Origin of the sequence: Endozoicomonas sp. OPT23, from assembly GCF_009653635.1 — a bacterium.
Classification (GTDB): domain Bacteria; phylum Pseudomonadota; class Gammaproteobacteria; order Pseudomonadales; family Endozoicomonadaceae; genus Endozoicomonas_A.
Genome location: NZ_PPFD01000005.1, coordinates 491,276 through 511,770, shown reverse-complemented (window position 1 = coordinate 511,770; position 20,495 = coordinate 491,276). Strand labels below are relative to the sequence as shown.

18 protein-coding genes are annotated in these 20,495 nt (G+C 46.4%); 12 read left to right on the top strand and 6 right to left on the bottom strand.

Going from position 1 to position 20,495, the window contains the following annotated elements:
• Window positions 1-80: 80 nt before the first annotated feature.
• From EOPP23_RS13925 to EOPP23_RS13915, 3 genes are all read left to right on the top strand, one after another.
• On the top strand, window positions 81-1,331 hold the full coding sequence (locus EOPP23_RS13925) for a serine/threonine-protein kinase (protein WP_153766594.1): 1,251 nt from the start codon (window positions 81-83) through the stop codon (window positions 1,329-1,331).
• A gap of 277 nt (window positions 1,332-1,608) precedes the next feature.
• Complete coding sequence (locus EOPP23_RS13920; RefSeq protein ID WP_194842605.1) at window positions 1,609-2,634, top strand: protein kinase; 1,026 nt, start codon at window positions 1,609-1,611, stop codon at window positions 2,632-2,634.
• Between the two features lie 84 nt (window positions 2,635-2,718).
• Window positions 2,719-3,405: a TVP38/TMEM64 family protein gene (locus tag EOPP23_RS13915; protein WP_153766592.1), complete on the top strand. Its 687-nt coding sequence runs from the start codon at window positions 2,719-2,721 to the stop codon at window positions 3,403-3,405.
• A gap of 15 nt (window positions 3,406-3,420) precedes the next feature.
• Here EOPP23_RS13915 and EOPP23_RS13910 read toward each other — a convergent pair whose 3' ends face one another.
• Window positions 3,421-4,551: a S1C family serine protease gene (locus EOPP23_RS13910; RefSeq protein ID WP_153766591.1), complete on the bottom strand. Its 1,131-nt coding sequence runs from the start codon at window positions 4,549-4,551 to the stop codon at window positions 3,421-3,423.
• Between the two features lie 227 nt (window positions 4,552-4,778).
• On the opposite strand from EOPP23_RS13910, the gene EOPP23_RS13905 reads away from it, so the two are divergent.
• The 4 genes from EOPP23_RS13905 (at window position 4,779) to cysN (ending at window position 9,380) form a co-directional block, all read left to right on the top strand.
• Window positions 4,779-5,537 carry a Nif3-like dinuclear metal center hexameric protein gene (locus EOPP23_RS13905; RefSeq protein WP_153766590.1) on the top strand — a complete coding sequence of 253 codons (759 nt, stop codon included), beginning with the start codon at window positions 4,779-4,781 and terminating at the stop codon, window positions 5,535-5,537.
• A 162-nt stretch (window positions 5,538-5,699) separates the two neighbouring features.
• Entirely contained in the window at window positions 5,700-6,617 is a 918-nt protein-coding gene (locus EOPP23_RS13900; RefSeq protein WP_153766589.1) for a hypothetical protein, read from the top strand.
• A 199-nt stretch (window positions 6,618-6,816) separates the two neighbouring features.
• Window positions 6,817-7,764: a sulfate adenylyltransferase subunit CysD gene (gene cysD, locus EOPP23_RS13895; RefSeq protein WP_153766588.1), complete on the top strand. Its 948-nt coding sequence runs from the start codon at window positions 6,817-6,819 to the stop codon at window positions 7,762-7,764.
• Entirely contained in the window at window positions 7,764-9,380 is a 1,617-nt protein-coding gene (cysN, locus tag EOPP23_RS13890; protein WP_153766587.1) for a sulfate adenylyltransferase subunit CysN, read from the top strand. The genes cysD and cysN overlap by 1 nt, the downstream gene beginning before the upstream one ends.
• 103 nt (window positions 9,381-9,483) lie before the next feature.
• Here cysN and EOPP23_RS13885 read toward each other — a convergent pair whose 3' ends face one another.
• A complete protein-coding gene (locus EOPP23_RS13885; RefSeq protein ID WP_153766586.1) occupies window positions 9,484-9,888 on the bottom strand; it encodes a hypothetical protein in 405 nt (134 codons plus the stop codon).
• A 273-nt stretch (window positions 9,889-10,161) separates the two neighbouring features.
• On the opposite strand from EOPP23_RS13885, the gene EOPP23_RS13880 reads away from it, so the two are divergent.
• The 4 genes from EOPP23_RS13880 to EOPP23_RS13865 all read left to right on the top strand — a co-directional run bounded on the left by EOPP23_RS13880 (window position 10,162) and on the right by EOPP23_RS13865 (window position 15,135).
• Window positions 10,162-11,361 (top strand): glycine C-acetyltransferase, encoded by a 1,200-nt coding sequence (locus tag EOPP23_RS13880; protein ID WP_153766585.1) that lies wholly within the window; start codon window positions 10,162-10,164, stop codon window positions 11,359-11,361.
• Between the two features lie 146 nt (window positions 11,362-11,507).
• The gene (gene tdh, locus EOPP23_RS13875) at window positions 11,508-12,533 is read left to right on the top strand and encodes an L-threonine 3-dehydrogenase (RefSeq protein WP_153766584.1); all 1,026 of its coding nucleotides are present in this window, start codon (window positions 11,508-11,510) and stop codon (window positions 12,531-12,533) included.
• 159 nt (window positions 12,534-12,692) lie between these two features.
• A complete protein-coding gene (locus EOPP23_RS13870; RefSeq protein ID WP_228550714.1) occupies window positions 12,693-13,427 on the top strand; it encodes an HAD family phosphatase in 735 nt (244 codons plus the stop codon).
• A 316-nt stretch (window positions 13,428-13,743) separates the two neighbouring features.
• Window positions 13,744-15,135 carry a tryptophanase gene (locus EOPP23_RS13865; protein ID WP_153766583.1) on the top strand — a complete coding sequence of 464 codons (1,392 nt, stop codon included), beginning with the start codon at window positions 13,744-13,746 and terminating at the stop codon, window positions 15,133-15,135.
• 68 nt (window positions 15,136-15,203) lie between these two features.
• On the opposite strand, the gene EOPP23_RS13860 is transcribed toward EOPP23_RS13865, so the two are convergent.
• Window positions 15,204-15,542: a hypothetical protein gene (locus tag EOPP23_RS13860; RefSeq protein ID WP_153766582.1), complete on the bottom strand. Its 339-nt coding sequence runs from the start codon at window positions 15,540-15,542 to the stop codon at window positions 15,204-15,206.
• 266 nt (window positions 15,543-15,808) lie between these two features.
• Here EOPP23_RS13860 and EOPP23_RS13855 point away from each other — a divergent pair, with 266 nt between their 5' ends.
• Complete coding sequence (locus EOPP23_RS13855; RefSeq protein WP_153766581.1) at window positions 15,809-16,765, top strand: SDR family NAD(P)-dependent oxidoreductase; 957 nt, start codon at window positions 15,809-15,811, stop codon at window positions 16,763-16,765.
• Here the strand turns inward: EOPP23_RS13855 and EOPP23_RS13850 are convergent.
• From EOPP23_RS13850 to EOPP23_RS13840, 3 genes are all read right to left on the bottom strand, one after another.
• On the bottom strand, window positions 16,759-18,801 hold the full coding sequence (locus EOPP23_RS13850; protein WP_228550713.1) for a heavy metal translocating P-type ATPase: 2,043 nt from the start codon (window positions 18,799-18,801) through the stop codon (window positions 16,759-16,761). The two genes, EOPP23_RS13855 and EOPP23_RS13850, sit on opposite strands and share 7 nt — an antisense overlap.
• A gap of 353 nt (window positions 18,802-19,154) precedes the next feature.
• Window positions 19,155-19,709: a GTP cyclohydrolase I FolE gene (gene folE / locus EOPP23_RS13845; protein WP_153766579.1), complete on the bottom strand. Its 555-nt coding sequence runs from the start codon at window positions 19,707-19,709 to the stop codon at window positions 19,155-19,157.
• 168 nt (window positions 19,710-19,877) lie between these two features.
• Window positions 19,878-20,453, bottom strand: coding sequence for a hypothetical protein (locus EOPP23_RS13840; RefSeq protein ID WP_153766578.1), 576 nt, complete (start codon window positions 20,451-20,453; stop codon window positions 19,878-19,880).
• Window positions 20,454-20,495: the final 42 nt, after the last annotated feature.

The following is a 20,495-nucleotide window of genomic DNA, read 5'->3' as shown; positions in this document are numbered from 1 at the left end:
GTTAGTTAATCTAACACCCTCGTTATGAACCATCTGTTGTCGTTTTAATCCAAGAATAAAATTCAAACAGGATTACAGGCATGGATGTTTTTGGAATAGCTGCAAATTCGTACTCTCCTGAGAAAATGGATGCACCACCAAAGAAGCTTGTAGGTGCACAGCCATTTTCTTATAAAAAATTACCTGAGGCAGTTGAGCTTCCCGCCACTGTTTTTGAGCAAACAAAAACTGAATCCATCTCTGGCGCTGGAATTGATACTCGAGAAGTTACTGCTGTTAAAGGGGCGAAGTCAGCGGCTATAAAAAGTGGGGTGTATCGTGATCGCTGGGCTGCTTTAGAGGGGCTATATGGACTCAAGAAGGGGGGCATTATTTCCAGTGAAGGTGGCTTTTGTGATGTTTTCAGCTGTATGTCGACTGAAAATGGAGATAAGTATGCTGTCAAATACTGGAAGTTCAAACTGAGATCGAGTGACACGTCTACCCATGAATTTATGGGGTTGAAAAAAGGTGAGATATCAGCACTGAGAGTACCTGAGCATGAAAATTTAGTTAAGACTCATGCGATCGTGTTTCAGCCCAAGCCTTTTCGTACAAATGAATACATTCTTGTAAAAAGTCAGAATGAACTGGATGCTCTGCGTGCGGAGCCGGGGCAATATGAATTGAAACTTGTAGTTTGTGATCTGATTGATGGTGAGAGCCTTGATAAGGCAATGAAGCCCACTTCAGGGAAATGTTATGGATCATTTTCACCAGAGACTGCCATAAAGGCAGGTTTTGACCTGGCAAAAGGAATGAGTCATTTGCATTCGTCAGGCGTCGTACATAGAGACATTAAACCTGAAAATATTTTATATGACGGGATCAGATTGAAGCTGATCGATTTTGGCCTGAGTAAGCCATTGGGAGGGCAGGATATAACCAAAACATCTTGTGGTAGCCCTCTTTATGCGGCTCCAGAGCTTTTTTCATCGGATAAGTACGACCACAAACTCGATGTCTGGAGCCTGGGAGCTGTCATGCTGGTACTTGCTACAGGTTATGTTCCCGGTGAGCTTAGTGCTACGGGACCTAAGCACAAAGTAAAAACTCCTGAGATGATCAAGAATGTTTCAAATTTTGTGGACATGTCTGATTCTCAGAAGAAGGAATTTCTGAATGTTCACTGCAAGAATATGTGTATTGATTATCCCGGTTTTGCTGATTTATTGGTCTTAATGTTCAGGAAGAACTGCTCTCTTCGAATTAGTGCGTCGGATGCAGTAAGGCATTTGGAACAACTTCGAAGAGATCCTAAAGCGAAGGAACTTACTCCTCTCGATACCTGAAGAAGGAGTTAGCAGATTCCATATTTTCTGATTTGTCGGTAGCAAATACTTCATGGAGAAATTTATGATTACAGACAGGAGTACTGAATTAGGGGCATTGCTAACAAATTCGGTCGCGGGCAGTAAATCACCTTGCGCACGTTTTGGGCCAAGGAGGGTTTTACAGGCTTCTTCAGGTAGCACAGCTGTAACAAATCATTATGGCAAAAGCAGTGCAAAACCTGCGATTAGCTCCCCTGAGAGATCGCTCAAACGAAAGCAGGGTTCTGCAAATAAGATGTCAAAGTCCAATAATGGCTTTGGTGTTCTGGACAAAATCGGCATAAAACGTTTTGGCAAGCTTTCTGCTCCCGGTGTTATGGCGACTGTATATGAAGGTTTGGATACGACTGCAGACCAGAAAGTAGCGATTAAAAAGGTGGCGGTGAACGATCTTTGGTTTACAAACCTTGAAAGAGGTGAAACTGAAGGCTTGAAAGCCACCAAGCATCCGAATATAGCAAAAACCCGTACACTTGTTGTCCAACATAAGGCTAAGTCAGACACCAAAGGTGAGTATCTTGTCATTACTGATTATGAGCAGGTGCGGAAAATTCCAAAAGAGACATTCAGGGAATATAAAGTAGAGCTGGTTGTCAGTGATTTTATTGAAGGTGAGAATCTTCAGGTGCTAATTGAAGATGAAGCATTACCGGATGCTAATGTCCCTATGGCTATACGTATTGGAATTGATGTTGCCAGTGGTCTGTCATGTCTGCATAACAACAATATAATTCACAGAGATCTGAAGCCGGGAAATATTATGTGGAACAGTCAGAGTGAGCAGTTTCAGTTGATCGACTTTGGTTTCAGTAAATCTGTAGGGAAGGAGGATCTGACAAAAACGAGTTGTGGGAGCGGCAAGTATCTTGCACCTGAAATGATAAAAGTGATTTATGGGAGACGAGGAGTTTCTGGCTATGGACAGAAACTCGATGTCTGGGCGCTTGGGGCTACTTTGATGGGAATAGCCGGTGGTAAAACGCCAGAATCCTTTTCTGAGAAAGGGGTAGTTGATACTCCAAGGATCGGTCAGGATTTCCGTAATATTCTGTATTTTGGAGAGCTGAATGATCAGGAAAAAATGGATTATATTAAAAGGTACTTTAATGACGTATACCTTGAGTCTCCCGGGTTGGTGGATTTGATTATCCTGACTTTACGGGGTAATCCAAACGAACGAATTACTGCGGCTAAGGCTTGTGAATTTCTGACACTACTTCGTGATAATCCGACTCTACGTTTTCCGTTAACATCGGCATAGAATAAAATGGAGGAGCATGCACACTATTGACAATTGCCTGCATCCCGATAGGGTTTTGAGCCTTTAAGGCTGTAACAGCAAAGAATGTTGAACACTCAGTTTCTAAAAGCAAACCAAAAGTCGATACTTGGTTATTCGATACTTGGTTTAGTCCCTTTAGCTTTCAGTGCGTATCTGGCGAATGAAGCTCTTGAGCATCATCGTATGTTGCAACAACTATCTGATTCGGGCTGGCAAGTTCTGTTTCTGCTCAGTAGCCTGACCATGGCCGTGGCGTTAACGCCCAGTACTTTTATTGCACTGGTTTCCGGTTTTTTTCTGGGTTGGCAAGCAGTAGCTATGATGTTGCCTGCTTACATGCTGGCCTCACTATTAGGCTTTTTCATAGGGCGATGGCTGGATGGCGGCAAGATGCTTGAGAGTGTCAGAAACAGCCCTAAAGTGCATCAGGCTTTATTAAATCTTAATAACAGCAAGTGGAAACTGATGTTTCTGGTTCGCCTCTCTCCGGTGTTGCCTTTTGCTTTGATGAACCTGTTGATGCCGGCTATTCGAATGCCATTGAAGGTGTTTCTGGTAGCAGGTTTTGTTGGCATGCTGCCAAGAACATTGTTGTCTATCTGGGTAGGCAATCAGGCTGCTGATTTACTCGATGTATTACAGGGGCAGGGCAGCAGTAATGAGTTAATACTGGTGAGCTTGCTGACGGTTGTCACAGTGGCAGGGCTGGTTCAGATTATGATCAGAGCTTTCAGGTCAACCTTAAGCTGAAAGCTCTACAAGATTTTATTGGTTAACGATATTAGGTCGTGTTGCCACTCTGGCTTTTACTGATACCGGTTTATTGTTTCGAATGATCTTAATGATCAGGTCACTGCCGGGAGGCTGTTGAGCCACCATATTCATTACCTTTTTACCGTCACTGGTACTGACGCCATTGATACCTGTAAGAATATCACCCCGCTGTAGACCAGCCTGATCTGCCGGACCGTTGTTGTATACACCAGTAATTAGAATGCCGGAATTAGGCTCTACACCATACGCATCAGCCAGCTGTTTACTGAGTGGTTGCGATTCAATGCCCAGCCAGCCTCGAATAACACGACCGTGTTTAATGATGGACTTGGTGACAAAGCGCGCCATGCTGGACGGTATGGCAAAGCCTACGCCTTCGTTACCACCGCCGCTGGAAAACAATAAGGTATTAATGCCAATCAACTCGCCTCTGGCATTGATAAGCGCACCACCCGAGTTACCTACGTTAATGGCAGCATCGGTCTGAATAAAGTCTTCATAGGTGTTCAAACTGAGATCATTTCTGCCCGTAGCACTGATAATACCCATGGTCACGGTCTGCCCCAGACCAAAGGGGTTACCAATAGCCAAAACCACATCGCCGACTTCTGCTTTCCCTGAATCGGCAAGGCTCAGGTGGGGCAGTTTTTTCAGGTCCAGTCTAAGCACCGCAAGGTCGGTTTCCGGGTCTGTACCCGCTACTTCAGCAATGGCTTCACGACCATCCTTTAGCACTGCGATAATACGATCTGCACCGGCGATAACATGATTATTGGTCAGCAGAAAACCGTCGGAGCTGATAATGACACCAGAGCCCAGGCTCTTCTCCGATTTTTCATCCTGATTGTAAGTCGTAAAGGCAGGGTTATTCTGATGGTTTGATTGCTTCGCACCCTTGGTAAAAGTAGTGGTGGCAATATTGACGACGGCCGGTGCCGCTTTTTTAACTGCGGTGCTGTAGGTCACCTGGCCTACGCCCAGTAACTGTTCACCCTTATCCACCAGATTGGAAAAACTCAACTGGGGCATTCCCGAAATACCCGGAAAGAAAAGCAGGACCAGAAGTCCAAAGATAAGCCCGACAAGGCCGGGTAGCAGCAGTTGGCTCAGTAGCTTTTTCATTATGCGAGTATTCAATCGTCCCGTTATGGAGAGCGTCCGGCTCTTTTACAAGGCTGTTACTCTCTGTATTCTTTAATATTACCCATAATATCAGGTCAACAGGTAGTGTCGGCTAAGTGTGCCTGCACACTTAATGGGATATCTGATCATTATTAGTCCACCTCGGTAGGCTGATAATCCATGAATTCATATGTTCTGGCATATAAAAGCTGCCCCATGGAGTCATTATGAGCGTGTTATTAAAAGACCTGATGCAGGCTTTGGATGAAGAGCTTCAACCGCAATTATTCAGGGATTACTGCCCTAATGGTTTGCAGGTCGAAGGAAAAAACGAAGTAAAGAAAATCATTACTGGCGTTACGGCGTGTCAGGCTCTTATTGATAAAGCGGTAGAACTGAAGGCGGACGCTATTCTGGTTCACCACGGTTACTTCTGGAAAGGAGAGGACGCCAGTGTTGTGGGAATGAAGAAACGCCGTATTGAAACACTGCTGAAAAATGATATCAGCCTGATTGCCTATCACCTGCCGCTGGATGGTCACCCAACCATGGGCAACAATGCCCAGCTGGCCAAGCTGATGGGCTGGCAGGAGAAAGGCGGGATGGAAGCAAAACCTCGTTCTGTTGGTAGCTGGGGTGAAGTTGATTCACCGTTAACGCTTGATGAGCTGGGTCGCAAACTGGAAATCAAACTGGGAAGAAAACCCTTATTGATCTCCGGTGGTGATCATCCGGTTAAAACACTGGCCTGGTGTACCGGTGGTGCGCAGAAGCTGATTGAAGATGCTGCGCAATTGGGTGTTGATGCTTACGTCAGCGGTGAAATTTCGGAATCTACGGTGCATTTTGCCCGTGAGAATGGCATTCATTATATCAGTGCCGGACATCATGCCACTGAGCGATACGGTGTTCAGGCGTTAGGGAAATGGCTCGAAGATAAGTTTGGTGTCGAACATATTAATGTCGATATTGACTCTCCTGTTTGACGTTTAACCGAGACCAATCTCTCCCCTTTTCATGTAAGTCTATTTTTATTGAATCTGCTGGTCGCTTTGTCTATCAGTAGATTCAATCCTGTCACTGTTTCTCAAGTTTAATTATCTGGTCTATATACATACGCTTCCCAACTAAAATAGTGGTCAGGAAAAATGCGTATTAAACACTGGACAGTTATTTTTTTGCTTGGTCTCTCTTGTTATACAGAATGGGGTTTTGCTCAGTTTGATGAAGATTGCTCTGACTCTAGTATCTCTATTGCAGTGATATTTACGGAGGCTACCGTAAACAGCGACATTCTACTGGATCAGTTTGGCTATGAACTGGCTTTTCTGCGAGAAGCTGTCAGAAACAAGGTAGATGGGCTCTCGATACAGTGGATCACTGACCGGCTAAGACTCCTTGATCTGCTCTGGCTAAGAAAAAAGACCGACAACTTTTCTGAACTGAGCCTGTTTCATGATGAACATTATCCGGTATTCACTCAGGAAAAAGGCTTGATTGGGTCAGAAGAGGAAGAATCTGTCTCGACAAACTCACACCAAGTCAGCTTTGATGAGATAAAAAGACTCTTCCTGAATAAAATATATCAATATTACTCTGAGTTGCGCGGCCAGAAATCACTAGAAGATAAAGATAAGTTTAAAGTTGCTGTTGAAGCAAAAGCAAATCAATGGCGATCCCTTCAAAATCGAGGGAGTTTTCTTGCTCGGGTTTGTGAGCTTCTGCCAGACCAGGAGCATACCTGCACTCATGATAAAATTCTGTTGCACCAGTTAGCAGCAAGTCACGCCTGCCAGAACACAGCTGCTATGGATGTATTTCTGAATGAATATGTTAAGAACCGTTCACCGTCTTCGTTAGAGGTGACAGGTAAGGAAGGAGCGCTTGCTTTCTCCGATTTGTTAGAGCTCTCAGACAGCAAACTGGACGAGCAGTTAGGGCAGCTTGAAACGGAATATCGTGACCGAATGAATTCAACCAAGGGTCTGCAGATTCTTTTAGTGAACATGGTTTTTCAATACTTGGGCGAGGAGCTGGGAGCTGAGGAGAAGCTCAGTACTGAATAACCCTGATAAGGTTTATCTCCAGCCATGGATGGCAGCAACCCGCAAAGGGGTAAGTATATTGTTATAAATTATTGATCTAGGTTTTTTGTTTTATATATCAAAACCGCTGCTAATATTCGACTCATAGCAATTCCAAAAATAGTGATCTCAAAAACCGCTATTCCACAAGAAGAATCAGAGTCAGCTTCAGGTCGGGTCAATGCCAGCAAATAACAGGTCAGCCAGTGCAAGCCAGCCGCTGTCGAGTGAACGTCTTAATCACTTGAAGCAGCTGGAAGCAGAAAGTATTCACATCATTCGGGAAGTTGCCGCCGAATTCGATAATCCGGTCATGCTTTACTCCATCGGTAAGGACTCCGCAGTGATGCTGCACCTTGCCATGAAAGCTTTCTATCCGGGCAAACCGCCTTTTCCGCTGATGCACGTAGACACCACCTGGAAATTCCGCGAGATGATTGAGTTCCGTGATGAACTCGTCAAGAAATACGGTCTCGATCTGTTGGTTCATATCAATCAGGACGGTGTTGAACAGGGCATAGGCCCATTCACTCATGGCAGTGCCAAACACACCGATGTGATGAAAACCCAGGGCTTGAAACAAGCACTGAACAAGTACGGCTTTGACGCCGCTTTCGGTGGCGCACGTCGTGACGAAGAAAAGTCCCGCGCGAAAGAGCGCGTTTATTCCTTTCGTGACAAGAACCACCGCTGGGACCCAAAGAGCCAGCGTCCTGAACTCTGGAATATCTACAACAGTGAAGTGGAAAAAGGCGAAAGCATTCGAGTCTTCCCACTGTCCAACTGGACCGAGCTGGATATCTGGCAGTACATCTATCTCGAAGATATTCCCATAGTGCCTCTGTATCTGTCGAAAGAGCGCCCAGTGGTTGAGCGCGATGGTGTGCTGATCATGGTGGACGATGAGCGTATGCCTATCGAAGCTGACGAAGAGATTCAGATGAAGAACGTACGCTTCCGTACTCTGGGCTGCTATCCATTAACGGGTGCTGTTGAATCCGAAGCGGCAACGCTGCCGGAAATTATTCAGGAAATGCTGCTGACTAAAACCTCTGAACGACAGGGGCGTGTTATCGACCACGACAGTGCCGGTTCCATGGAGAAGAAAAAGCAAGAGGGGTATTTCTGATGAGTCACCAGTCGGATTTGATTGCCAGCGACATTCAGGAATACCTGCGTCGTCACGAGCAAAAAGAGATTCTCAGGTTTTTGACTTGCGGCAGTGTCGATGACGGTAAAAGCACGCTGATCGGTCGTCTGCTGCACGACACCAGTATGATTGCTGAAGACCAGTTGGCCGCTATTGAAAATGACAGTAAGCGGGTTGGTACTCAAGGTGAGAAGATTGACCTTGCACTGCTGGTGGACGGCCTTGCGGCAGAACGTGAGCAAGGCATTACCATTGATGTTGCCTACCGTTACTTCTCCACCGAGTCGCGCAAATACATTATTGCTGATACTCCGGGGCACGAGCAGTACACCCGCAACATGGCTACAGGCGCATCTACCTGTGATCTGGCGATTATTCTGATCGACGCCCGTGAAGGTGTGCTGACTCAGACTCGTCGCCATACTTATATCGCCAGCCTGCTGGGCATCAAGCATCTGGTTGTAGCCATCAACAAAATGGATCTGGTGGGTTTCAGTCAGGAACGTTTTGAAGAGATTCGAAACCAGTATCTGAATTTTGCTGAATCACTGGATCTGGGTGATGTGAAGTTTGTGCCTATCTCGGCTCTGGAAGGCGACAACGTAGTTAATCGCAGTTCTCAGGCGGATTGGTACACTGGCCAGACGCTGATGGAAGTGCTGGAAACTGTTGAAGTGGCCAATGATCGTAATCTGGACGACTTCCGTCTGCCAGTACAGTACGTTAACCGTCCGAATCTCGATTTCCGTGGTTTCTCCGGAACCATTGCTTCCGGCATCGTTAAGCCGGGTGATCGGGTAAAGGTTCTGCCTTCCGGTCTGGAAAGTGACGTTGATCGTATTGTTACCTTTGATGGTGATCTTGATAAAGGCTTTGCCGGCCAGGCAGTCACCCTGACTCTGAAAGACGAAATCGATATCAGCCGTGGCGATATGCTGGTCAAAGCGGAAGATGATATTCCGGTGTCCAGTCGTCTGAATGCCAGTGTCGTCTGGATGGCAGAGCAGGCCATGAAACCGGGTAAACAGTACCTGGTGAAGTTTGCTTCAGCCAAGGTCGCGGGCAGTTTTGCTGCGATTAACCATCGTGTTGATGTCAACACTATGGAAAAGCATCAGGCCGATGAACTGGCTCTGAACGAGATTGCGTCCTGTGAACTGTCACTGACTCAGCCAGTAGCTTTTGATCCTTATGGCAATAACCGCCAGACTGGTGCCTTCATTGTCATCGATCGACTGACCAACGCCACTGTTGCCGCAGGTATGATTGAAGGTCAGGCTGATGCCAGTCGCAAGCTTGAGCCAGTATCAGATACTGAGCGAGCCAGTCGTCTTGGTCATAAAGCAGCAACAATTTCCGTGAGTTCTGACTTGAATCTTGATCTGGTTGAACGCGAACTGTTTGATGCCGGTATTCTGGCTGTTCAGTTAAGCGACTGCTCTGAACAAATCGCTGTTCAGGTGTCAGCGTTGAATAAAGCCGGGTTGGTCGTTCTGCTTGATCAGGCTAACAGTGAGTCTTTGGCAGAGCAGACTTTGTTCAGTTTGAATCAGGTAAGCGAGTTACCACAGCTGATTAAAGAGTTGGCTGAATAAAGTTTAAAAAAAACTTTATTGGTTAAACATATCCAGCTGGAAAGAATCTATTGAGTATTCTTTCCAGCTGTTTTGGTTTTAACCGGGGAGAAAACTCTAGGCTTTACGGATTACAGTGATGCTCTGTAATTTCGTAGTCTCCTTTTTTGAACAGGATGGGGGGAGCGCTGTAGTCTACACCTCCATTCTCATCTATTACTGACATTGGCTGCTCAACAATGCCACTCCCCTTCTTATCATAAGGAATGACCATCATCATTTCCTTCATCCCTTCAGATGGCATGCCTTCATCTATGGTGTTATTAACGTAATACAGCTTAATTAGTGGATTTAAAACCAGCTCTTTTTCATGGACATGCGGAACTGGAGTGGTGAAACCGGTTTCTTTCATAGAAACATTGTATGAGCATTTTGTATTGAAGTGAGACGTACTATCCAAATCAAGAGTTACGGAATCAGCTGATGCTGTTATTGAGCAGAGTGCAGTAAAAGGCAACAGGCTTGCCATACAAGCTTTTCTTAATATGTTTCTCACGTGTTCGCTCTCTTTTAATTAATGAAATAGCTGGAGGTATATGACTTATGTGATTTGAGAAAGTTCCAACAGGCCGGTTGCGACTACTTCCTGTTTCAAAAGAGTGAATTTCTTGTAATAAATGTTCTTATCTGGTGAAAATAAGTACAAATGCTGGTACAGCACAGAGGGTTACTACTTCACTATTGCGCTTCATCTACAATTGGGTGTTCATTCACCTACTTTTTCACTTCTTGCGGAGCTGAAATGAAAGCCGATTTTTACGCTGGACTGCGTGAGCAGCTGGAAGAGCTGAAGACCGAAGGTCTGTATAAATCCGAACGGATTATTAATTCCCAGCAGCAGGCGGATATCACCGTAACCACCGGTGAGCAAGTTATTAACTTTTGCGCCAACAACTATCTTGGTCTGGCCAATGCGCCCGAGCTGATTGAAGCGGGAAAACTGGCGCTGGATAAATACGGTTACGGCATGGCTTCCGTACGTTTTATCTGCGGTACCCAGGACGTTCATAAAGATCTGGAAAAGCGCATTTCCGAATTTCTGGGTATGGAAGACACCATTCTTTACTCTTCCTGCTTTGACGCTAATGCTGGCCTGTTCGAAACCCTGCTGGGTCCTGAAGATGCCATCATCAGTGATTCTCTGAACCACGCCAGCATCATTGATGGTGTACGTCTGTGCAAGGCCAAGCGTTTCCGTTACGCCAACAATGATATGGCTGACCTGGAAGCGCAGCTGAAAGCTGCCACTGAAGCTGGTGCCCGCTATAAGCTGATTGCTACTGACGGTGTTTTCTCAATGGATGGCGTGATCGCCAATCTGGAAAGTGTCTGTGATCTGGCTGACAAGTACGATGCCATGGTGATGGTTGATGATTCCCACGCCGTAGGCTTCGTTGGCCAAGAAGGCCGTGGTACTCATGAACACTGTGGCGTGATGGATCGTGTTGACATTATTACCGGTACTCTGGGTAAGGCGCTCGGCGGTGCTTCCGGTGGTTACACGGCTTCCCGTCATCCGGAAATCATCGACTGGCTGCGTAACCGCTCCCGTCCATACCTGTTCTCTAATACTCTGTGCCCAACCATTGCCAGCGCCTCGATCAAGGTTCTGGACATGCTGGAAACCGGCGGAGCCCTGCGCCAGAAACTGCGTGATAACTCTGCATTCTTCCGTACCGAAATGGAAAAACTGGGCTTTACCCTGTCTGGTAAGGATCACGCCATTATTCCGGTTATGCTGGGTGAAGCGCCTCTGGCAGCAGAATTTTCGGAACGAATGCTTCAGGAAGGCATCTATGTAGTAGGTTTCTCCTTCCCTGTAGTACCGAAGGGCGCGGCTCGCATTCGTACCCAGATGTCTGCGGCGCACAGCAAGGAACATATGGAAAAGGTTATTGCTGCTTTCGCCAAGATTGGTCGTGAGCTGGGTGTGATCTCTTAATCAGAGAGTCCACCTGAGAACCTCCTGAATGAATTGCCGGCATTGTGAAGATCTCACTATGCTGGCAAAGTTATGAGTAGTAGGTGGTTGCTGCCGACACAATTGAGTAGCAGTCATTTTCATACAAGCAGGTAAAAGATTTCGTAATGAAAACCCTGGCAAAACTGAAAGCCGAAAAAGGCATCTGGATGGCTGAAAAGTCCAGGCCTGAACCAGGCTACAACGATGTTCTGATCAAGATCCGTAAGACGGCCATCTGCGGAACGGACATGCACATTTATAACTGGGATGAGTGGTCACAGAAGACTATTCCGGTTGGCATGCATGTAGGCCATGAGTTCATCGGTGAAATCGTTGAGATGGGCGATGGTGTTCGTGGTTTTGAAATCGGCCAGCGTGTTTCCGGTGAAGGCCACATTACTTGCGGACATTGCCGTAACTGTCGTGCCGGTCGTCGTCACCTGTGTAACTTTACCGTTGGTGTAGGCGTGAACCGTGAAGGTGCCTTCGCAGAATACCTCTGCATTCCGGCCACCAATGCTTTCCCTATTCCTGATGATATCAGCGATGACCTGGCGTCTATCTTTGACCCATTTGGTAACGCGGTTCACACCGCGCTGTCCTTTGATCTGGTCGGTGAAGATGTACTGATCACCGGTGCTGGTCCTATCGGTATTATGGCCGTAGCCATCTGCAAGCATGCAGGTGCTCGAAACGTCGTTATTACTGACGTTAACGAATACCGTCTGGATCTGGCTCGCAAGATGGGGGCAACCCATGCAGTTAACGTGGCTAAGGAAGAGCTGCCGGAAGTCATGAAAGATCTGGGCATGGTCGAAGGCTTTGACGTTGGCCTGGAAATGTCTGGTAATGGTCGTGCGTTCCAGCAGATGCTGGAAGCGATGAACTACGGCGGTAAGGTGTCTCTGCTGGGTATTCCTTCCAGCGATACCACCATTGACTGGAACCAGGTCATCTTCAAAGGTCTGGTGATCAAGGGTATCTATGGTCGTGAGATGTATGAAACCTGGTATAAGATGACCAGCATGCTGCAGTCCGGTCTGGATATTTCTCCGGTTATTACTCACCGCATGAGTGTGGACGACTTCGAGAAAGGTTTTGAAATCATGGGCTCCGGTCAGTCCGGCAAAGTGATTCTTGACTGGACCTGATCCTTAAATAGAGTTGATTATTGATTGAAGCAGATAGCTCCAGTCAACATTCTCAGAAGCGCTGCTTTCATTAGTGAAATCAGCGTTTTTTTATGTCTATCTTTTTTACGAGTAAAAAAAGCAATAAATTAGCCGCCAACTGCACTATATTGACCACTTATGTCGGTCTGGAATTGCTCTCTCAGAGTAAACTCTGTAGAGCGGATTATCCTGAAAATACCGGAGAAAAAACGTCTGATGCCTGAGTCCCTGAAAGCTGCGCTGTTCGATATGGACGGTGTTATTGTTGATAATAATGACTTTCATCGTAAAGCCTGGCAGCTGTTTTTAAAGCGTCATGGTATGGAACTTTCTGACAGCGATTACAACCGTCGTATATCAGGGCGGGTGAACTCTGAACTGATGCGTATGATGTTTGGACAACAGCTGTCCGAAGAAGAGGTGATTGCTCTCGGTGAAGAAAAAGAAAAAATGTTCCGTGACCTCTATGAACATCACCTGCGTCCACTGAATGGTCTGAGAGACTTCCTTAAACTGTTGAAAAAAGCGGGCTTCAAACTGGCGGTGGGTACGTCTGCTCCTGTGTCCAATATGGACTTTATTATTGATGGCCTGGGTATTCGCGACATGTTTGATGCGCTGGTGCATCAGGGCATGATTGAACGGGGTAAGCCGGACCCGCAAATCTATCAACTTTGTATGGTAAAGCTTGGCGTTGAACCACATCAGAGCCTGGTGTTTGAGGACTCTCTGGCCGGCATCAAGGCTGGCGTAGCGTCCGGAGCCAAGGTCATCGGTGTAACGACGACCCATCAAAGTGCCGAATTGAAAGAAACACTGTTTAATATTTCTGACTATATGGATGTTCAGTTGGAGTCACTGTTTCCACAGTAGCTAATTGAAAACGTCCCCCCAGGGCTGAGCCTTCATCAAATACAGCCCGTAAACCTTGACGGGCTGACCCAGCTTTGAAATAGTTGGGCTATGGTTGCTATAAAGCAGTCACGAACGAAAAAACATAACAAAAACAGTCCTGATCCGAGTTGTAAAACGACCGTTATGAAAATGATTTCCCTACCATGCATAAGTTTTTGGTACGTGATTGATCAATCACGTACCGCTGCCCGTCTCAATTTCTGATAGCCCTCTGACTTATTGACTAGACTGCTTCCGGGCAGGGATTTCTATGATTTAGTGGATTCTCAGAACAATGAAAAAAATATTACCACCACCGTTTCGAATCAAGATGGTTGAGCCTATCCGTATGACCTCTCCTGAGGAGCGGAAGAGTGCTCTGGAAGAGGCGGGCTATAACCCCTTTCTGTTAAGCAGCGAAGATGTTTATATTGATCTGCTAACAGACTCTGGCACTGGCGCTATGAGTGACCGTCAATGGGCTGGCTTGATGATGGGCGATGAGTCCTATGCCGGTAGCCGCAACTTCCAGAACCTTGAACGCAAAGCCAGAGAGATTTTCGATTACCAGTATGTAATCCCTGCTCATCAGGGACGTGGTGCGGAACAGGTGCTCTTCCCTTGCCTGATTGAGCGAGTGAAAGGCGATAAGCCAGTTTTCTTTTCTAACTATCACTTTGATACCACTGCTGCCCACGTGGAATTGAATGGCGCCAAGGCGATCAACACCCTTACGCCGATGGCTTTGGATACGGCCAGTTGGTATGACTGGAAAGGTGACTTTGACCTGACGGCTCTGGAGCAGGGCATCAAAGAAAACGGTGCAGAGAATGTGGCTGCAATCATCGTTACCGTTACCTGTAACAGTGCGGGTGGACAGCCGATCTCCATGGCAAACATCAAGGCCGCTAGTGAGATAGCTCGAGCAAACAATATTCCTGTTGTGATTGATTCGGCTCGCTATTGTGAAAACGCTTGGTTTATCAAACAGCGTGAAGAAGGTTATCAGGACAAAAGCATTCCCGAGATCATTGCCGAGATGTACAGCTATGGCGATATGCTGACCATGTCTGCTAAAAAAGACCCGATGGTGAATATAGGTGGTTTGCTGTGTATTCGGGACGATGAAGAGTTGTTCCGATCCTGCCAGATTCGCTGTGTTCCCATGGAAGGTTTCGTTACCTACGGTGGCTTGGCGGGCAGAGATATGGAAGCACTGGCCATCGGTCTTGACGAAGCCATGGATGAGAATATGCTGGCTTATCGTATTGGTCAGGTAGAGTATCTGGGTGAGCGGCTGCGGGAAGGTGGCGTACCTATTCAATACCCTACGGGCGGTCATGCTGTGTTTGTTGATGCTGGCAAGATGCTGCCTCATATTCCAGGTGATCAGTTCCCTGCCCATGCTCTGGCTAATGAGCTTTATCTGGAAAGCGGTGTCAGAGGCGTAGAGATTGGCTCATTGTTACTGGGGCGTGATCCAGAGACAGGAAAACAGAAACACTCACCTATGGAGTTTTTAAGGCTGACTATTCCCCGGCGTGTTTACACTAATGATCATATGGATTTTGTTGCTGATGCTTTGGTATCTGTTTATCAGCGTCGTGAAAGTATCAAGGGCCTGACGTTTGACTATGAGCCACCTGTACTCAGACATTTCACCGCTCGATTAAAGCCTGTCGAATAACTCAAAATATATTATCGAGTAAGAGCCCAGGCCAAGAAGCCTGGGTTTTCAGGTACTTTTAAAGCCTCTTATTTACAGCTTCTGGCCAGCTTCTTGAATACAGCTTTACGCAGTTGTGGTTTATCAGCAAGGCTGTATTCAATCTTGCCAACACCATATCCGATCGCAAAGTTGGTTTCTGTTGCATCCATTTTGTGCAACAGGCCACTCAGTTTCAAAATACCCTGATATTTCTTCTGTTTCTGCGTCTGGCGAGTTACTGCAAAATAGTGGTAACAGCCAACTTCGTTAGCACTGTCTTTTACCAGGGCTTCAACTTTGTCCATATCAGGAACACTGTCAGCAAAAACTGGCATGGTCATACAATTGAGTAATGCCAGAGCAGGAATGAGACGTTTGATGAACATCGAAGGGTACTCTGTCTGAAGCAAACATAAGCTAACAGACAGGGTAGCCGACAATGGTAGTTCTGCTAATTCCTGCTTTATATCTCTGGCTACTAATAGAACGATAGATCTGGTTTAGAAAATCCAATCAAGATCTTTTACAACTTTCAACAGTCCCATCATTCATAACTGCTTTACTGTTCTAAGATTCAGTATGAGCCAGTAAGGCTTGCCAGCAGGTTGCTTACGACAACTAATTTTCAGGCATTCGAGAGCTGTCGGTAATTATGAAGAGAACAATAGTCTCAATTCTATTATTGCTATTGAGCCCATGCTTGCTGGCTCAGCCCAAAGTTGTGCTGGTCACTGGAGCCAGCAAAGGTATTGGCAAGGCGCTGGTTAATTTGCTGGCAGAATACCCTGAGCAGTACCGTGTCTATGGAACTTATAGAACGTCCATGCTGGCTGATGAAAAGATGATTGAGCGTATTCCCATGCTTTATCTTAATCATACCAGTCCGGAAAGCATGACGGCCGCCATTGAAACCATTCGAAAGAAAGAGCGACGGCTGGATGTTTTAGTCAACAACGCAGGAATGGCTGTTTATGGACCTTTAGAAGAACTGCCAGATGATGAAATAAGGCGACAAATTGAAGCTAATCTCACAGGACCCATGTTGTTAATGAAACGTGCTCTGCCTGTTATGAGAAAGAATAACTATGGCCGCATTATTAACGTAAGTTCTTTGGCGGGTGCTTTTGGTATTCCTATGATGGATGCTTACTCTGCAACAAAGTTTGGACTTGAAGGTGCTTGTGCGGCACTGGAAGGGTATCTGGGAACCATGAAACAGTCAGACGGGCAGTTATGGAACTTGCATTGCCAGGTGATAGAGCCTGGTTATACAAGAACCGAGATAAAGAAGTCAGCCTGGTTAGCAGACGATAAGAACCTGCCTGATCATTTTCATACTGAATGGCTAGGCTTTAGAAAGGCGTTGGAAAAGGGCTTGAAAAAAGGGCAGCCGGCGCTTGAGGTAGCAGAAGTTATTAAAAGAATGATTGATGATGAGAGTAGCTGGAAGCAGTTTCGGATGCAGACCAGGCCAGATAGAAAGGAATATATCAAAGAGAAGTATGGTCTTGAGTTTGATGCAACCGGCAAGTCCATGGTTCTAAGACCTGCCGTTACTGATATGAAAGCTAACGATATAAAAGCTAAAGAAGTGAAAGCTAATCAGTAGTCTTTCTTTCGCATTAATCTCAGCGCATTCAGGGTTACCAGAACCGTGCCGCCAGTGTCGGACATAACCGCCGCCATCAAGCCAGTGATACCAAAAACCGTAGTCAGCAATACCAGAGTATTTATGCCCAAAGCCAGGATAATGTTCTGACGAATAATCCGAGCGGTTCGACGAGATAAGCCAATCATATTCGGCAGTTCAGTCAGTCGTTCATGGGTCAGTGCTGCATCCGCTGTTTCCAGCGCTACATCGCTGCCTTTACCCATGGCAATTCCCACTTCAGCCGCTTTCAGTGCCGGGGCATCATTTATGCCATCACCGACCATGGCAACTGGCTGGTGGTAGGTGGACTGGATTCTTCGAATGGCCTTAACTTTATCATCAGGCATCAGTTCTGCTTCGTAGTCGATGCTCAATTGGTTCGCAATCGCAGCAGCAGCACGACGATTGTCGCCGGTCAGCATGACACACTTCACGCCCTGTTTATTCAGATGCTCAATGGCGACAATGGCATCTTTGCGAAGAGAGTCTGCCATCGCAAGAAGGCCAATAACACTGTTGTCAGAGATAACGACAACAACGGTATTCCCTTTTGCTTCGAGTCTGGATACCTGTTCAGACAATGGGTTTTCTATATCAACATGCCGTGGAGCGATGACCTTGATCACTTTGTTTTCAACAGAACCTTTAACGCCACGACCCAGAAGGACCCGAATATCACCGGCTTCAGGAAGGTGAATGCCACGTTTTTCAGCTTCACTGACGATGGCTTTTGCCAGTGGGTGGTTGGAGTTCTGTTCTATTGCAGCAGCCAGACGAAGCACCGTCGCTTCATCTCCGTTTGTCGTATGAATGCCGGTAATTTTCGGTTTGCCTTCGGTCAATGTTCCGGTCTTATCAAGAGCCAGCCATTTTACCAGTCGCATTTGTTCCAGAGCCGCGCCACCTTTAATAAGAGCACCAAAGCGGGATGCGGAGGTCAATGCTGAAGTAACAGCTGCTGGAATTGAGACAATCAGGGCGCAAGGGCAGGCGATCAGTAGCAAGGCCAGAGCTTTGTAAGCCCAGGCATTCCAGCTGGCGTCAGTCAGTAGTGGTGGTAAAAGAAAAACCAGCCCGGCAATAGACATCACAAGTGGTGTATACCAGGCACTGAATTTGTCGACCATGCGTGCAATAGGCGCACGACGTTCATCCGCTTCGTCTATAAGGTCGATGATGCGATCAATAGCGCTTTCGCCAGGTTCGGATACAACAGTCAGGCGTATTGGCTGATCAACCACCAGGCATCCAGCCAGAACTTTCTCACCGGTGTTACGGTTGACCGGAATGGATTCTCCAGTCAGTGCGCTTTCGTCAAAAATGCCTGCTTCACTGATCAGGACCGCATCGACAGGCAGTCGTCCGCCTGCTCGAACCTCGATGGTCTCACCGGGTGTCAGGAAATCTGCGGGCACCTCAATTTTATTGTTACCTTCTATTCTCCAGGCGGTATCTGGAGTCAGCTGCATCAGACTCTTAATGCCAGCCTTAGCCTTGCGGCCAGCAAAACCTTCCAGCAGTTCGCCAATAGTAAACAGGAAGAGAACCAGAGCAGCCTCTGTTGTTTCACCCAGTATCAGTGCTCCGGAGGCGGCCACTGTCATCAGGGTTTCGATACCAAACCAGGTGCCATTTTTAATTTGTGTGAGAGCTTTTCTGGCAAAGGGAATCAGGCCTGCCAGTGTCGCAACCATGAAGCCATTTGAGCCCCATTCAGGATTAATCAGCATCAGCACGAAAGACAGTGTCATCAGCACTGCCATCAGAGTGAAAGTGCTATGGCTTTTCCAGATAGGATCTTCTGTGTCCGGCTGGTCAAAACTCTTCAGACCAAAGCCTAGACCTTTAACGATTTTTTCTACCGCTTCAGTCTTATGCTCATTATTCAGGTCAACGAGTAGTCGCTCCGTGGCAAAAGCAACTTTGACCTGCACTACTCCGGGAGCACTTCTCAAGGCTTTTTCAATTTTTCCTGCGCAACTGGCACAGTCCATCCCAGTCAGCTTCCATTTATGTCGAGTTGCTGAGTCCATCAAAGAGGAAAGAGGCTGGTGTTTGCTTTCTCCGGAGCAGCAACTTTTTTGAGTGGAGCAGGTGGTCATAATGTGACCCTCAGTATACATATAAATATTACTTTATATGTTATGCCGATTTTAGAAAGAGTCAATGAGATTGTATGCGTAGTCAGTTAAGAGGTATGTCAGTTTGACCAGCGGGGAAAAAAGGTTCTAAGCAGGTTTTGTCTACGTACTTTAAAGCTTGGTAGAAGGGTAGAATTTGTAAAGAAGCAGGGGGAGGGGTATAAAAAAACCCGGCATTGCCGGGTTTTCAACGCTCAGAGTGTGAATCAGTTTCTTACAAACTGCAGGAACTCGTCACGACTTGGCTGGTTATCACGCATCATACCCAGCATTACGGAGGAGGTCATAGAGGAATTCTGCTTTTCAACACCACGCATCATCATGCACATATGTTTTGCTTCAATGACTACGGCAACACCCTTGGCACCAGTGGCTTCAATAATGGCATCAGCAATCTGTTTGGTCATGTTTTCCTGAATTTGCAGGCGACGGGCAAACATATCAACGATGCGCGCGAATTTGGACAGTCCCAGAACCTTACCATCAGGAATGTAGCCAATATGGCATTTGCCAATGAAAGGCAGCATATGGTGTTCGCACATGGAATAAAGCTCGATATCCTTGATGACAACCATTTCGCTGATATCAGACTCGAATACGGCACCGTTAACTATTTCTTCCAGACTCTGGCTATAGCCCTTGGTCAGAAACTGCATCGCTTTGGCAGCGCGCTTGGGGGTATCGAGCAGGCCGTCACGGTGAATATCTTCACCAACAGATTCAATAATGGCCTTGTAGTGTTCGCTCAAATGGTCAGTCATGTTGTAACAGATCGCTTGTTAACTTCTGCGGAGTTGCGAAGTTTACCACAAAGTCTATTTCGGTAAATGCGGTTAGGAACCAGAACCTGATTCACTATGGTTGAGAGATGCTTCGTCAGGTGTTTTCTGCCTACAGCTCTCGGTTCCGACAGGTAGATCGGGTAATGCTTACTGCTTCAACCACTCCAGAATGATGACTTTTAATTTTTTCAGTTCTACAACAGTACCAACATTTATGTCCTTCTGTGATTCGAGATCTTCGAATAGATCATAAATATGCTTTACAGAGGCGCTACTGCCTTTTTCAAATAAATAGCCCACTACAGGGCTGCCTGCATTGGGACCAGAAAGCACTTTTTCATCAAGGCCCAGCCACTTGAAGGTTGAATTATTAATCGGTCTGGAATCACATCGTTCGGGAATGGCAGAGCTGATCAATGAATCATTGGTAGCGAAGAAAACTTTACTGATTTCAGTGTGAAGGCAAGCTTTGTAAGGGTCTATGGTAGTCGTTCTGAAGGCTTCGGTGTCTGTTTCAGGGTTATCAAAGTAAATCATCAGGTAGCTGATATGGGCATTCCCATCCGTCACTTCCCCCGTATCAAATACATAACGATCACCACTATCAGCGTCTCTAAATGAGTATTCTGTTTTGTATACTTCCGCGAGAGCAGCCTTTCCAAAAAAGAGCAAAGCGAGAAGAAGAAGGCTCGGAAGCCGTTTTAAAAGTGTATATGCATTCATATAAGCTAATCCTTATATGTTAAATAAATAGCTGAGACACCG